Below are 13,818 nucleotides of genomic sequence, written 5' to 3'. Positions count from 1 at the left end.
GGAGGTAGGTTCTATGCTCAAAATAAGGAAAGTGCCTCTCAGGAAATGTCTTGGCTGTAATGAAATGAAGCCTAAGAAGGAGCTCATAAGAATAGTAAGAAGCCCCGAAGGAAAGGTTGATATAGACAAGGTTGGAAAGGCACCCGGCAGAGGCTGCTATATATGTCCCAGCCTGAAATGCCTTGAAGCTGCAATAAAAGCAAAGAGAGTGGAGCGAGCACTGGAAGCACCGGTAAATGCTGAAGTGTTCAATAAACTGAGAGAGCAGCTTACTGATGAATAAGGCATATTCCATGTTAGGCCTTGCCAACAAAGCCGGTATGTTGGTTACAGGCGAGGATGCTGTGAGGTATTCAATAAGAAACGGCAAGGTAAAGCTTGCAATTGTGTCGGAGGATGCCTCGGATAATACAAAAAAACGTTTTATCAATTCAGCAGCATTTTATAAAGTGCCCCTCATTACATGGGGCCTGAAAGAAGAACTGGGAAACAGTATAGGAAAAAGTGAAAGGTCGGTACTAGGAATAACCGACGAGAACTTTAGCAAGAACTTTAAGGAAAAACTGACCGCTGAAGTTATTAAAAATGAAAAACCTGGGGGTGCTTTACTTGAATAAAGTAAGAATATATGAATTGGCAAAAGAACTGGGAGTTCAGAGTAAGGATCTTGTTACAATAGCACAGGATCTTAAAATTGACGTGCATAACCATATGAGCACGCTTGAAAATGCGGATATTACTGCAATTAAAGGGAAGCTTGAGAAAAAGGATGTTACGCCAGCGCCTGAGAAAAAGGCTGCACCGATAGAGAATAAAGCGGAAGCACCAAAGAAGCCTGAGCAAAAGCCACAAACACAAGAACAAACTCAACAGAGGCCTCCACAGACCCAACAGACTCAACAGAGACCGCCTCAGACACAACAAACTCAGCAGACGCAGCAGAGACCTCCGCAAGCTCAGCAGACGCAGCAGAGACCTCCGCAAGCTCAGCAGAATCAGCTGAGACCAAACACTAATAAGCCATTTAATAGCGCACAACAGAATCAGCTGAGACCAAACACTAATAAACCGTTTAATAATGCACACCAGAATCAGCTGAGACCAAACACAAATAGACCGGTGAATAATGCTCAACAGCACCCGGCAAGAGATACAAGACCTGCAGGCACTCCTGCAAATCCAAACAATGCACCAGTGAAAACTGCTGTTCCTGGGGAAACAATTGAAGAAACAGCGCAGCTTGACGCAAAAAAAGATTTCTCAAAGGTAGAAAGAATTCAAAAGAAGCCTCAGGTAAGGACTCCACAAGGCAGACCGCAACAGGGCAGACCTCCTTTCAGGAATCAGCAGGGCAAGGGAGGATATAACAGGAATTTCAGACCTAGAGGGTATGAAGAGCCAAAGAGGGAAGAAGTTCATGCACCTAAAAAACCAATAAAAGTCGGAGACACTATTTCAGTAAAAGAACTTAGTGAAAAGCTAGGTAAGCAGGCAACAGAGGTTATTAAGAAGCTTTTACTCCTAGGGGTAATGGCTACAATTAATCAGGAATTGGATTTTGATACTGCAACGCTTATAGCTACAGATTTCGGCGTAAGCGTAGAGCGACTCATAGATAAAGGAAGCGAAGAAGTGCTTCTTAAGACCGACGAGGATAGACCAGAGGATTTATTGCCTCGTTCACCTGTTGTGACAATAATGGGTCATGTTGACCATGGTAAGACTTCACTTTTGGACGCAGTCAGGGAAACAAACGTCATTGCAACAGAAGCTGGAGGCATCACACAGCATATAGGTGCTTATACAGTAAACATTGGCGACAAGAAAATAGCATTCCTTGATACTCCTGGTCATGAAGCTTTTACAGCAATGAGGGCCAGAGGAGCAAAGGTAACGGATATAGCGATACTTGTAGTAGCAGCAGATGATGGCGTTATGCCACAGACAGTTGAAGCAATAAACCATGTAAAGGCTGCTAATGTAGCTATTATTGTAGCTATAAACAAGATTGATAAACCTGGAGCAAATCCTGACAAAGTAAAGCAGGAGCTTACAGAATATGGACTCCTTTCAGAGGATTGGGGCGGAGATACTATCATGGTTCCTGTTTCTGCAAAGAAGAAGGAAGGAATAGACAATCTTCTTGAAATGGTACTCTTAGTTGCTGAAATGCAGGAGCTTAAGGCAAATCCAAATAAAAAAGGTACTGGTACAGTCATAGAAGCGGAGCTTGACAAAGGCAAAGGTCCCGTTGCTACAGTGCTGATACAGGACGGCTGTTTGAATATAGGAGATTTTTTCATAGCTGGAAACACTTATGGAAAAGTAAGAGGCATGATAGACGACAAGGGTAAGAGACTCAAGAAGGCTGGCCCTTCAACTCCTGTAGAGATACAAGGACTTGATGAGGTTCCGGATGCTGGAGATCTGTTTATAGTTGTCGATGACGAAAAGACTGCAAAGACAATTTCTGAAAAGAGAAAAGAAAAGCAGCGTCTTACACAGATTCAGAGCAAGCAGACTGTATCCCTGGAAGAGCTGTTCAACCAAATACAGGAAGGCAAGGTTAAGGAACTTAACCTAATAGTAAAGGCTGATGTGCAGGGTTCTGTGGAAGCTGTTAAACAATCCCTTGCCAAACTTAGCAATGAAGAGGTTAAGGTAAGGACAATACATGGCGGTGTTGGTGCAATCACTGAATCAGACGTAATGCTGGCATCAGCTTCAAATGCCGTAATTATAGGCTTCAATGTCAGACCTCAGCCTGCAGCAGTTGCGCTGGCTGAAAAAGACAAAGTTAATATAAGGCTTTACAGAGTCATATACAATGCCATAGAAGACGTAGAAGCAGCTATGAAAGGCATGCTTGAGCCAGAATACAAGGAAGTGGTGCTGGGACACGCAGAAGTTCGTGCTACCTTCAAGGCATCCAGTGTTGGAACTATTGCAGGCTGCTATGTAACTGACGGCAAGATAAACAGAAACAATGATATAAGAATAATAAGAGACAGTATAGTAGTACATGAAGGCAAGCTGGCATCATTAAAGAGATTCAAGGATGATGCAAAAGAAGTAAATACAGGCTACGAATGTGGATTGAACATCGATAGGTTCAATGACATAAAAGAAGGCGACGTTATAGAATCCTACACCATCGAAGCCGTTCCAAGAAAATAACATTCGGGCAGGTGCATTATAATGGCTAAACATAGAATCGACAGAATTTCGGAAGAAGTTAAAAAGGTCGTAAGCGACATCATAAGAAATGATATTAATGACCCAAGGGTGTCAAAACTCAGCAGCGTAATGGCTGCAGAGGTGACCCCTGATTTGAGGTATGCTAAGATATTCATCAGTGTACTTGGAACTGATGAAGAACAAAAGGATACTATAAAGGGTTTGACCAGTGCTGCAGGGTTTATAAGGCGTGAGCTGGGAAGAAATATTGAGCTTAGACATTCACCAGAAGTGATTTTTGAACTTGATAAGTCCATTGAACACGGCGCTTATATTAACAAGCTCTTGAAGGACGTACAGAAGAAGGACGGAGGAGAGAGCCTTTGATTTATCCCAAGATAATAAGTAAAATCAAAGAAAGCAGCAAGATTGCCATAATGTCTCATATTATGCCCGACGGCGACAACGTCGGGTCTAGCCTTGCCCTTTATAATGCATTGAAGAAGCTGGGCAAGGATGTACACTTTATACTGGATGACAATATACCAAAGGTATATAGATTCTTAAAAGACTCTGACAAGGTTGAGATGCCTGGTCAGTATGAGCATTTCGATGCAATAATAGCTCTTGATTGCGGTGACGCTAACAGACTGGGAAAATCGAGGCTGTACCTTGAGAACAATTTCGTAATTAATATTGACCACCATATTAGCAATGATGAATTCGGCAATCTCAACATGGTGGACTCCAACGCATCTGCTACCGGTGAAATAGTGTACCAGATAATAAAGGTACTTGGTGTACCAATGGATACAGAAATATCAGAGTGCCTTTACATTGCTATTGTAACAGATACCGGACAATTCCAGTACAGCAATACAACCTCTATTACTCACCAAATTGCTGGAGACCTTATAAACAATGGAGTAAATGTTTCTCTGATGTTTGAAAGGATATACCAGAACAGCTCAAAGGAAAAGGTTATGCTGATGAAAACAGCACTGGATACTTTGGAGTTCTATCATAATGACAGCATTTCCTGTATAACCCTGACTCTAAAGCAAATGGAAGAAGTAAATGCAATTGAAGTAGACAGTGATGGAATCATCAATCTTGCTAGAGACATAGAATGCGTCGAAGCTGCAATATTTTTGAAAGAACTTGAGCAGGGGAAAATAAAGGTTGGACTCAGGTCGAAGAAGGTTGTTGATATGGCAGCTGTAGCTCTTCGATTTGGCGGCGGCGGACATGTACGAGCTGCAGGATGTACTCTTCACGGCACAATTGAAGAGGTCAAGGAGAAAATACTCGAAGCAATAATTGAGGAGTACAGATAACATGAACGGAATGAATGGAATTATTAATGTATTGAAGCCTCCTGGAATGACCTCTCATGATGTCGTATCCTTCATGCGAAAGGTACTGAATACAAAGAAGGTAGGGCATACTGGAACACTGGATCCGGAAGCTGCGGGAGTGCTTCCTATATGTATAGGAAAGGCTACCAAGGTTGTCCAATATATTACTGATAAGCAGAAGCGATACAGAGCTAATATAAAGTTTGGCATAGTAACTGATACTTATGACAGCTATGGCAAAATCATTAGTGAATCGGGACAAGTAAGTATTGAGCAAAAAATGCTTGAAGAGGTTTTGAAGAGCTTTACAGGTACAATCAATCAAAAGCCTCCAATATATTCAGCATTAAAAGTAAAGGGTAAGAAGCTTTATGAATATGCCCGTGAAGGTAAAGAAGTGGAGATTGAGGAAAGACCTGTAAATATATATGAGTTGAAGCTTGTAGATATGGAAGCCGCGGATGAGGCAACGATAGACATACTTTGCTCCAAGGGCACTTACATACGGACACTGTGCTATGACATTGGTGAAGCCTTGGACTGTGGAGCATATATGTCTCAGTTGGTAAGACTTGAATCCTCGCCCTTTACAATAGAGAACTCCAATACCTTGGAGGAGATAAAATCTGCAGCTGAAGAAAATCGAATAGATGATATAATGAACGGTGTAGAGATAATATTCAAAGATTATAAAGTCATTACAATAAAGCCATCTGCTTTAAGCTCTATTATGAATGGCAACCCTCTCTTCGAGCAGGGAGTACAGCAAGGCTTTGAAAAACTGAATGCAGATGATAACGCTAGCATATATGGTGAGGACGGATTCATAGGAATCGGCGTTGTGAGATATGAAGAAGCTGGACAGAGATTATATATAAAGATAAAAAACATATTTATTTGAATAGTGATGGAAGGTAGGTTTTCCGGCCAGTCCATTGCGTATAAGGGTGGTTGTCTTGAAAATTGAAGAAAAATATGAGGATGCAATAAAGTCTGCACCATGGTGTATTGCTCTGGGAAGCTTTGACGGAGTTCATCTGGGACACAGGAAGCTTATAGAACTTTTGATAGAAGAGTCCAAGAAGTACGGAACAGGAAGCATGGTATATACTTTTCACACGCATCCTAGAAAAATACTTATGCCCGATAAGCATATTTATCTGATTACAGATAACGAAAAAAGGGCAGAAATAATGCAAGGCATGGGAGTAGACATGCTGTATCTGGAGGATTTCAACAGGGTCAAGGATATGACCGCTGAAGCCTTTGTGAAGAATATACTTGTAGATAGCTTCAAGGCGAAATCTATCGTCGTTGGCTACAACTACAGGTTTGGTAACAAAGGGGAAGGCGATGCTAAAAGCCTAAAGAAATTTGGAGAAAAATTCGGCTTCAAGGTAAATGTGATAGATGCAGTTGAGATTCATGGGCATTCAGTGTCCAGCAGTCTTATCAGGCATACAATAAGAAGTGGCAATGTTGACAAGGTGGCGGATTATCTCGGCAGGGATTTTTCTGTACACGGGAATGTAATTTATGGCAAGCAAAACGGTGAGGTAATGGGAATCAAAACTGCCAACATAGATGTAAAGAAGGACATAACTCTTCCCAAGAAGGGAGTTTATTACACATCTACAACCGTTTCCGGGAAGCTGTATAAAAGCATTTCAAACATAGGCTTCAATCCGACCTTTGATGGTGAAAGCTTGAGTGTGGAAACTCATTTAATAAATTTTTCCGATAATATTTATGGAGAAGAAATAGAAATATTTTTTCACAAGCATATAAGAGATGAAATGAAGTTTGTATCCATGGAGGAATTAGTGAAGCAGATCCGCAAGGATATTGAGTCCAGACTAGCCTATTAGAATAAATATCCTTTACATGGAGAAATATATATGTTAAAATCAAATTTGTTACACAGATACCATTTGCTCAGTATACCGATTCACCAACGGTTTGCTTGGCTTTTGGAGATATAATAAGGAGGTGAAATTAATGGCATTTACAAAGGAAACAAAGGGCAGCGTTATTCAGAAGTTTCAGACCAAAGAAGGCGACACAGGCTCTCCTGAAGTACAGATAGCTATACTTACAGAGAGAATCAATAACCTTAATGGTCATCTTCAGATAAACAAGAAGGACCATCACTCAAGAAGAGGACTTCTCAAGATGGTTGGACAGAGAAGAGGACTTCTGAACTACCTCAAGGCTAAAGACATCGAGAGATACCGTGCTATTATTGAAAAATTAGGATTAAGAAAATAGTAGTTGAAGGGCGGGGATCAATCCCGCCCTTTTTGTAAGTTTTTTTTGAGACAAGAAGGAAATACTAAATACATATAGAAGTTTATATTTTGGAGCTGGTAAATTTATCTTACCTTAGTTTCAGAAATATACTGTATATATACAGATTCGAAAGGAGGAAAAAACGTGGAGATATTTGAATTAGAACTGGGTGGACGAAAGTTAAGCATAGAGACAGGACGAATAGCCCAGTTGGCCGATGCAGCAGTCTTAGTTAGGTATGGCGATACAGTTGTACTTGTAACAGCATGTGCTTCAGATAAGCCAAAGCAGGGAATTGATTTTTTCCCGCTGAGTGTTGATTATGAAGAAAGACTGTATGCGGTAGGAAAGATTCCGGGAGGCTTTATAAAGAGGGAAGGCAGGCCGACGGAAAAAGCCATATTATCAGCAAGATTGATAGACAGACCAATAAGACCATTATTCCCTCATGGCTACAGAAATGATGTTCAGGTAGTTGCTACAATAATGTCTGTAGACCAGGACAATCTACCTGAAATATGTGCAATGGTAGGTTCATCAGCAGCACTTTCTATTTCCTCAATTCCATTTGGAGGACCAACAGGCTCAGTATTGGTTGGACGCGTAGATGGAAAGCTCATAGTTAATCCGAACAATGATGAAAGAGGAAAAAGCGATCTGCACTTAGTTGTATCTGGCACAAAAGATGCTGTTATGATGGTTGAAGCAGGAGCAAAAGAAATTCCTGAAGATGTAATGCTTGAAGCAATCATGTTCGCACATGACAATATCAAGAAGATTGTTGCATTCATTGAGGGCATTGCTGCAAAGGTAGGCAAGGAAAAGAAAGAGTATGATGTTTTCGAGGCTGAAGAAGAGATTGAAAATGCAGTGAGAGAATACGCAACTCAGAAAACTCTTGATGCAGTCAGAACTCCTGACAAACTTGAAAGACAGGAAAAGATGGACTCTGTAAAAGAGGAAGCTTTTGCTCATTTTGCTGAAATCTTTCCTGAGAAAGAAAAGCAAATTGATTCAGTGATGTATGACATCCTTAAGGAACAGGTAAGAAAGCTCATTACTGAAGAAGGCGTCAGACCTGATGACAGAAAACTTGATGAGATAAGACCAATTAGCAGCGAAGTTGGAATACTTCCAAGAGTACATGGATCAGGACTTTTCACAAGAGGGCAGACTCAGGTTCTCACAATTGCAACATTAGGTGCTCTAGGTGATGTACAGATACTTGATGGTCTCAGTGATGAAGAAACAAAGAGATACATGCATCATTACAATTTTCCGCCATACAGCGTAGGCGAGACAAGGTTTATGCGAGGACCAGGAAGAAGAGAAATAGGTCACGGAGCTCTTGCTGAAAGAGCATTGGAGCCAATGATACCTTCCGAAGAGGAATTCCCATATGCAATAAGGCTTGTATCCGAAGTAGTAAGCTCCAATGGCTCAACCTCACAGGGAAGCGTATGCGGAAGCACTCTGGCTCTTATGGATGCCGGTGTACCGATTAAAGCACCTGTAGCAGGAATTGCAATGGGACTTATGAAGGAAAAGGGCAATGTAGCCATACTTTCTGACATACAGGGTATGGAAGACTTCTTAGGAGACATGGACTTCAAAGTTGCCGGAACAAAAAAAGGAATAACCGCAATTCAGATGGACATAAAGATAGCAGGCATAGACAGGTCTATACTTGAAAGAGCTTTAGAGCAGGCAAGAGTTGGAAGAATATTTATACTCGACAAAATGCTCACTGCAATAAGCACTCCAAGAAAAGAACTCTCACAATATGCTCCGAAGATAATAACCTATAAGATTGACCCTGACAAGATTAGAGATATAATCGGCCCAGGTGGAAAGACAATCAATAGGATAATTGCAGAAACTGGCGTAAAGATAGACATCGAGGATGATGGAAGAGTATTCATAGCTGCTACAAATCAAACAGCTGGTGATAAAGCTCTTAAGATAATCGAAGGCTTGGTAAAGGAAGTCAAAGAAGGCGAGATTTACTTAGGCAAGGTTGTCAGGTTAATGACCTTCGGTGCATTTGTAGAAATACTCCCAGGCAAGGAAGGCCTTGTACACATCTCCAAGCTTGATACCAAGAGGGTTGAAAAAGTTGAAGATGTTGTAGCTGTTGGCGATGAGATACTTGTAAAAGTAACCGAAATTGACAAACAGGGAAGGATAAACCTTTCAAGAAAAGATGCAATGGCACCTCCACCAGCAGAAGAGAAACCAGAAGTAAAGACAGAAGAGTAAAACATAAACCAAAGGTTTATGTTTTTCCTTTTTTTGCGTCAGTAATGAGCATGATTAATTCATGCTTTTTTCACTTTTTGGAAGGTATTATGGCAAAATGTGGAGAAATTATAAAGTATGTAATAATGTACAACTATATAGAAATATTCACGACATATGTCATGAATGCACCCTATTATGGATGTGTTGACGACATAGTGTCGTAGTTGTAGTAGTTATCTGATATAGGTGCTAATTAGTTTATATAAGTAATACTGTGCTTTTATTACATATTCGTAGGGAATTGCGATATATTCTGATAAAACTGCGACATAACATGTAAAAAACTTTGTTCTTTGAAAACTGAATAATACGGTATTTATAATATTTGCGTTTCTGTGGAAAATTTAGTATGATTTACTCATAATTACCATATGGGTGAATTGAGATTGAATGATATTATTCATTAGTGGGGGGTTATTGTATGGAAGCTATAGGAGGTTTTGCTAGCGCTTATGGTTTTTTAGTGCTTATCAAACCAATATTGGAGATATTTGTATATATGTCCATTATTGCAGTATCATTTAAAGCTTTACGTGCTTTAAATATATATATTAATAAAAACTTATAACAATTATAAAGTCAGGCAATATTGCAAGATACCGTATTATTCAGTAATGAATCTTACGGTATTTTTATGTCGCAGTCCATGATTTATATGCTGTATTATATGATATGGGAGATTTCATACTAGTCATCGCATTCTTCTTATATGGTGCAAACTTCTATGCGGAGTTTGTGAGATATTTGAGCCCGAAACAGATAATATTTACTCAATTGACTCAAGTCAGGTTCCAGATAGCGGAAATGGTATAGATAATTTTTAGGGTGGGTCTCTGTGGGGCACCATACATCAGATAACAATGCACTCAAGCGGCGGCACGGAGGGAAAGAGCAAGGAGCAGGCCGTGCCTTGGGTTGTCGGATGAACTTGCTTTGAAGCGGGGGCAGGGCAACCATACCCCTTAACCGGGTGCGAGCACTGCCAGGAGGACATTCTTTGTGGTCCGATTCAGTGGTGTCGTGAGTGCGGAGACGTTATCTAAAATTCTTCATGCTATTCCCGCCATGCGGGGCGAGAACTGTATAAATTGATAAAATGTAATTGTACAAAATGAGGTGTTATTCGTGGCAAAACGTTCAATTCCACCACAGAGAGGATTTTTTCCTCAACCATCCTATTTAATTGGTACATACAAAGAGGAAGACAAGCCTAATTTCGCTTTGATTACATGGGTAACATTCTGTTCTGTAGAGCCGCCTATGTTGATGTTTGCTTCTCGCGGGAAAAAGATAACTAGGGAACAAGTTGAGAAGAACAGAATGTTTTCAGTTAATTTGGTAACCACAGAGATGATTGATATTGCAGATTATTTCGGAACTCAATCAGGTTTCTCTATAAATAAATGTGATGCGATTAATGTAACTTGTTCAAAGGGAGAAGTAGTAAATGCTCCTGTTTTAGATATGTCTCCATGGGTATATGAGTGTATGCTGGTTGATATGATACAAGTTGGCAGTGGAGCAATTTACATTGGAGAAGTGAAGAATATTGTAGTTGATGAGAAAATTACTGATACGGCTTATGGGAAGATAGATATGATTAATGTTGATCCTTTGATTTATTCTCCAGGGGGCTATTACAATTTAGGAAGAAGAGTCGGGAATGTGGGGGAATCAAAATGTAGGCTTAAAAAGTAGCTGGTTGTAATCCATGCCAACTACTGAAGCTAGGGGCACGAAGAACTTCAGATAACAAAGTATTTGCGACCATCCCGAACCTAACACAGTAGCTATGTAAGATTCGGAACGGTCTCAAACACGGAGATGTCATACGACAGACCGAGTAAGCGACGCGTCGTCCTGGACCGATTCATTAGTGGTTAGGCTACACAAGATATGATTCGTATTAGTAGGATTATACATAGTAAGGAGATGGCTTATTATTCTTATTATTGAACATTTAGCAGACCACAAAGACCACATTGATACTGTAATAAATTGGCTTTGGAATGAATTTGGAAACGAAAACAATTATAATTTTTTTCAAAGCATAATAAGAAACAGCTTAATAAAGAATAGATTACCTTTAACATTTATTGCACTTGAAGATAATGAATTAGTTGGAACTATCGGTTTGTGGAGAAGTGACTTAGTGAGTAGACAAGACCTTTATCCTTGGCTGTCTGCATTATTTGTAAAAGAAGATTTCAGAGGAAAAAAGATTGGACAGGAATTACAACATTTTTTGATTGAATATTGCAGAGAAGCAGGGTATACTGAACTCTTTCTCTATACTGATATTTGCGACTATTATGAAAAAACTGGATGGATATACCTTGGAGATGGTGTTGAATATTCAGGGGAATATCTAAAAATATACAAGAAAGAAATAAGTAAGTAAGTAATACACAATATTCTTATAATGTGATAAAGAAGAAGTTTAAGGCCGCAGCATACTTGCTGCTCTTGACTTGGTGGGGCTCGGCCCATCGTGTAACAATGCCCTCACGCTGTGGCACGGCGGGCTAGAGCAGGAAGCAAGCGTGCCTTGGGTTGCCGGATGCTATGAAGTTTATCAAATGGGGGAGATTATGATAATGAAAGATATTTATGAAGAATGCCCAATGTATATAAAGAAACTTATTACATTAAGGCAGACAAATATGGAAGATGCTCAAGAATTATTAAAATGCTATTCTGACGAAAAGGCAGTACCATTTTTTAATTCTGATAATTGCCATGGAGATAATTTTCACTACACAACAATTGCAAGAATGAAACAAGCAATTGACTTTTGGAACTTTTCTTATAAAAGCAAGTATTTTGTAAGGTGGACAGTAATTTTGAATGATACAAACGAGAAAATTGGCACAATTGAAATGTTTCATAGAATTGCAGATGATGAATTTAATCACTATGGGGTATTACGAATTGATTTACAAAGCAATTACGAAACCCAACGAATTATTGATGAGGTTTTAGAAATTGTTAATGAAAATTTCTATAAAGCATTTGATGTTGATGCTATTCTCACAAAAGCTATTCCATATGCTACTGAACGAACTGCCTCATTAGTACAAAAAGGATACCAGCCAATCAATAGAAAACTTATGATATACAATGACTACTTTGTAAACTTTGAGAATAAGTAAATCTGAAAAGAAGAAGTTTAAGGCGGCAGTTGCATTTGCGCTGGGTTTGGAGCAGCAACCACACCACCTCGCCGGGTGACAAGCACCACCATGGGGAAGGGCTTTGTGGGTCCGACTCGGAGGTGTCGTAAGTGCGAGACCGTTAGGCGACAGATATGCAAATGGTTAATTCAATGTCATGTATGAGTAGCATACAAATATTGATTAGAGGAGACGGTGTAAATGAGTGAGATAACCAGATATGAAGTAGACGAGGAAGTTGCATATTCCGGATTTGTTGAAGCAGGTGATTTTATATTTCTCAGCTTCTGTGTTGGAAATGTTGGGCAGCCAGTTGAAAAGCAGGTTGAAGGAGCTCTCGATGATATGAGTGCCAGATTAGAAAAGGTGAACCTTACCCTTGAATCAGTAGTTAAGGTTGACGTTTTACTTAGGGATGTCTGGGATATTCCAGTAATGGAGGAAGTTTTCAGACGGAGATTTAAAGGTAGCTATCCTGCAAGAAAAACTATTTCTACAGAGTTTGCACATATAGGTGGACCAAATGGACTTAAAGTACAGATTGATGGTATAGCATATAAACCCAAGAAAATTTAAGTTCTAGTCAATGGGTAATCTTATGTTTTATGAAGTTGGTTTAAGAAGTAAGATTTGTGGAGTTATTGCCTTTGGGGTATAAGTACTGTCAGAATAAGTGAATGAAGATTCTCTTTTACGTAACTATTTGATAGTTTTTGAAAGGAGAAAAAATTTTGAGTGAGGTTAAATATTACGAGGAACTGACTAATATCATATATTCAAATGTATGGCTTATGAATGTATTGCGTACTTCACGAGAATGTGACCTTCCTGATTGGTTCGTTGCAGCAGGGGCTATTCGGAGTATAGTATGGGATAAGCTGCATGGCTACAAAGATCCTACTCCAATAAGTGATGTTGATGTCATTTTTTATGATCGATATGATTTGACACAAGAGAGAGACAAAAAAGCTGAAGTCGAATTGTCTAGTTGCATGCCTAGTGTAGAATGGGATGCTAAGAACCAAGCAGCGGTTCATTTGTGGTACGAAGATGTTTTTGGATTTCCCATTGAACCGATAGTATCAAGTGAAGATGCAATTAATAGATGGAGTCCAGCAAGCATAGGGGTAAGGTTATTATTAGATGATAGTTTATATATATATGCACCTTATGGTCTTACTGATTTATTTGAAATGAAGTTTCGAAGGAATCAGACGTATATACCAATAGACTCTTTCTTAAAGAAGGTAAAAAAGAGTGCTATTAAAGAAAAATGGCCTATGGCTCAGATTGTTTGGGATTAGTTTTATAATGGCATTTACATGCTACTCAGGGCGGAAGCATTTAGATAATTACAAGGAACTGATATTCTGGGCGATGCTACGTGGGGCATAGTCCATCGACTAACACGACACTCACGCTGCGGCACGGAGGGTAGGAGCAAGAGGTAGACGTACCTTGGGTTGTCGGATGTATTTGCTTCAGAGTGGGGCAGGGCAACCACACCCCTTCACCGGGAG

At 39.8% G+C, this 13,818-nt stretch carries 15 protein-coding genes; all 15 read left to right on the top strand.

Features of this window, described 5'->3' with window-relative positions:
- Positions 1-13 precede the first annotated feature (13 nt).
- The 15 genes from VEB00_08280 to VEB00_08210 all read left to right on the top strand — a co-directional run bounded on the left by VEB00_08280 (position 14) and on the right by VEB00_08210 (position 13,602).
- Positions 14-283 carry a YlxR family protein gene (locus tag VEB00_08280; GenBank protein HYF83008.1) on the top strand — a complete coding sequence of 90 codons (270 nt, stop codon included), beginning with the start codon at positions 14-16 and terminating at the stop codon, positions 281-283.
- Positions 276-617, top strand: coding sequence for a ribosomal L7Ae/L30e/S12e/Gadd45 family protein (locus tag VEB00_08275; protein ID HYF83007.1), 342 nt, complete (start codon positions 276-278; stop codon positions 615-617). The genes VEB00_08280 and VEB00_08275 overlap by 8 nt, the downstream gene beginning before the upstream one ends.
- Positions 610-3,177: a translation initiation factor IF-2 gene (gene infB / locus VEB00_08270; protein ID HYF83006.1), complete on the top strand. Its 2,568-nt coding sequence runs from the start codon at positions 610-612 to the stop codon at positions 3,175-3,177. Before VEB00_08275 ends, infB begins: the two co-directional genes overlap by 8 nt.
- Positions 3,178-3,198: 21 nt before the next feature.
- Complete coding sequence (gene rbfA, locus VEB00_08265; GenBank protein HYF83005.1) at positions 3,199-3,564, top strand: 30S ribosome-binding factor RbfA; 366 nt, start codon at positions 3,199-3,201, stop codon at positions 3,562-3,564.
- Positions 3,561-4,514: a bifunctional oligoribonuclease/PAP phosphatase NrnA gene (locus VEB00_08260; GenBank protein HYF83004.1), complete on the top strand. Its 954-nt coding sequence runs from the start codon at positions 3,561-3,563 to the stop codon at positions 4,512-4,514. The genes rbfA and VEB00_08260 overlap by 4 nt, the downstream gene beginning before the upstream one ends.
- A 1-nt stretch (position 4,515) precedes the next feature.
- Positions 4,516-5,436, top strand: coding sequence for a tRNA pseudouridine(55) synthase TruB (gene truB, locus VEB00_08255; protein HYF83003.1), 921 nt, complete (start codon positions 4,516-4,518; stop codon positions 5,434-5,436).
- A 55-nt stretch (positions 5,437-5,491) separates the two neighbouring features.
- Positions 5,492-6,403 (top strand): bifunctional riboflavin kinase/FAD synthetase, encoded by a 912-nt coding sequence (locus VEB00_08250; protein ID HYF83002.1) that lies wholly within the window; start codon positions 5,492-5,494, stop codon positions 6,401-6,403.
- 130 nt (positions 6,404-6,533) lie between these two features.
- Positions 6,534-6,803 (top strand): 30S ribosomal protein S15, encoded by a 270-nt coding sequence (rpsO, locus tag VEB00_08245; GenBank protein ID HYF83001.1) that lies wholly within the window; start codon positions 6,534-6,536, stop codon positions 6,801-6,803.
- A gap of 165 nt (positions 6,804-6,968) precedes the next feature.
- The gene (locus VEB00_08240) at positions 6,969-9,083 is read left to right on the top strand and encodes a polyribonucleotide nucleotidyltransferase (protein ID HYF83000.1); all 2,115 of its coding nucleotides are present in this window, start codon (positions 6,969-6,971) and stop codon (positions 9,081-9,083) included.
- Between the two features lie 463 nt (positions 9,084-9,546).
- On the top strand, positions 9,547-9,693 hold the full coding sequence (locus tag VEB00_08235; protein ID HYF82999.1) for a hypothetical protein: 147 nt from the start codon (positions 9,547-9,549) through the stop codon (positions 9,691-9,693).
- A gap of 557 nt (positions 9,694-10,250) precedes the next feature.
- On the top strand, positions 10,251-10,823 hold the full coding sequence (locus VEB00_08230) for a flavin reductase family protein (protein ID HYF82998.1): 573 nt from the start codon (positions 10,251-10,253) through the stop codon (positions 10,821-10,823).
- A gap of 223 nt (positions 10,824-11,046) precedes the next feature.
- Complete coding sequence (locus VEB00_08225) at positions 11,047-11,526, top strand: GNAT family N-acetyltransferase (protein ID HYF82997.1); 480 nt, start codon at positions 11,047-11,049, stop codon at positions 11,524-11,526.
- A gap of 190 nt (positions 11,527-11,716) precedes the next feature.
- Positions 11,717-12,277: a GNAT family N-acetyltransferase gene (locus tag VEB00_08220; protein ID HYF82996.1), complete on the top strand. Its 561-nt coding sequence runs from the start codon at positions 11,717-11,719 to the stop codon at positions 12,275-12,277.
- A 222-nt stretch (positions 12,278-12,499) separates the two neighbouring features.
- Positions 12,500-12,874, top strand: coding sequence for a RidA family protein (locus VEB00_08215; GenBank protein ID HYF82995.1), 375 nt, complete (start codon positions 12,500-12,502; stop codon positions 12,872-12,874).
- Between the two features lie 155 nt (positions 12,875-13,029).
- The gene (locus tag VEB00_08210; protein HYF82994.1) at positions 13,030-13,602 is read left to right on the top strand and encodes a nucleotidyltransferase family protein; all 573 of its coding nucleotides are present in this window, start codon (positions 13,030-13,032) and stop codon (positions 13,600-13,602) included.
- Positions 13,603-13,818 lie beyond the last annotated feature (216 nt).

Source organism: Clostridia bacterium (assembly GCA_035628995.1).
Lineage (GTDB): Bacteria > Bacillota > Clostridia > Lutisporales > Lutisporaceae > BRH-c25.
The sequence above is the reverse complement of the archived record's forward strand: the minus strand, read 5'-3'. Positions and strand labels throughout refer to the sequence as shown.

Excerpts from the sequence above, each read along its gene's own strand:
- rpsO (HYF83001.1), top strand. The coding sequence starts at position 6,534 with ATGGCATTTACAAAGGAAACAAAGGGCAGCGTTATTCAGAAGTTTCAG.
- VEB00_08275 (HYF83007.1), top strand. The coding sequence starts at position 276 with ATGAATAAGGCATATTCCATGTTAGGCCTTGCCAACAAAGCCGGTATG.
- VEB00_08235 (HYF82999.1), top strand. The coding sequence starts at position 9,547 with ATGGAAGCTATAGGAGGTTTTGCTAGCGCTTATGGTTTTTTAGTGCTT.
- truB (HYF83003.1), top strand. The coding sequence starts at position 4,516 with ATGAACGGAATGAATGGAATTATTAATGTATTGAAGCCTCCTGGAATG.
- rbfA (HYF83005.1), top strand. The coding sequence starts at position 3,199 with ATGGCTAAACATAGAATCGACAGAATTTCGGAAGAAGTTAAAAAGGTC.
- VEB00_08220 (HYF82996.1), top strand. The coding sequence starts at position 11,717 with ATGATAATGAAAGATATTTATGAAGAATGCCCAATGTATATAAAGAAA.
- VEB00_08215 (HYF82995.1), top strand. The coding sequence starts at position 12,500 with ATGAGTGAGATAACCAGATATGAAGTAGACGAGGAAGTTGCATATTCC.
- VEB00_08280 (HYF83008.1), top strand. The coding sequence starts at position 14 with ATGCTCAAAATAAGGAAAGTGCCTCTCAGGAAATGTCTTGGCTGTAAT.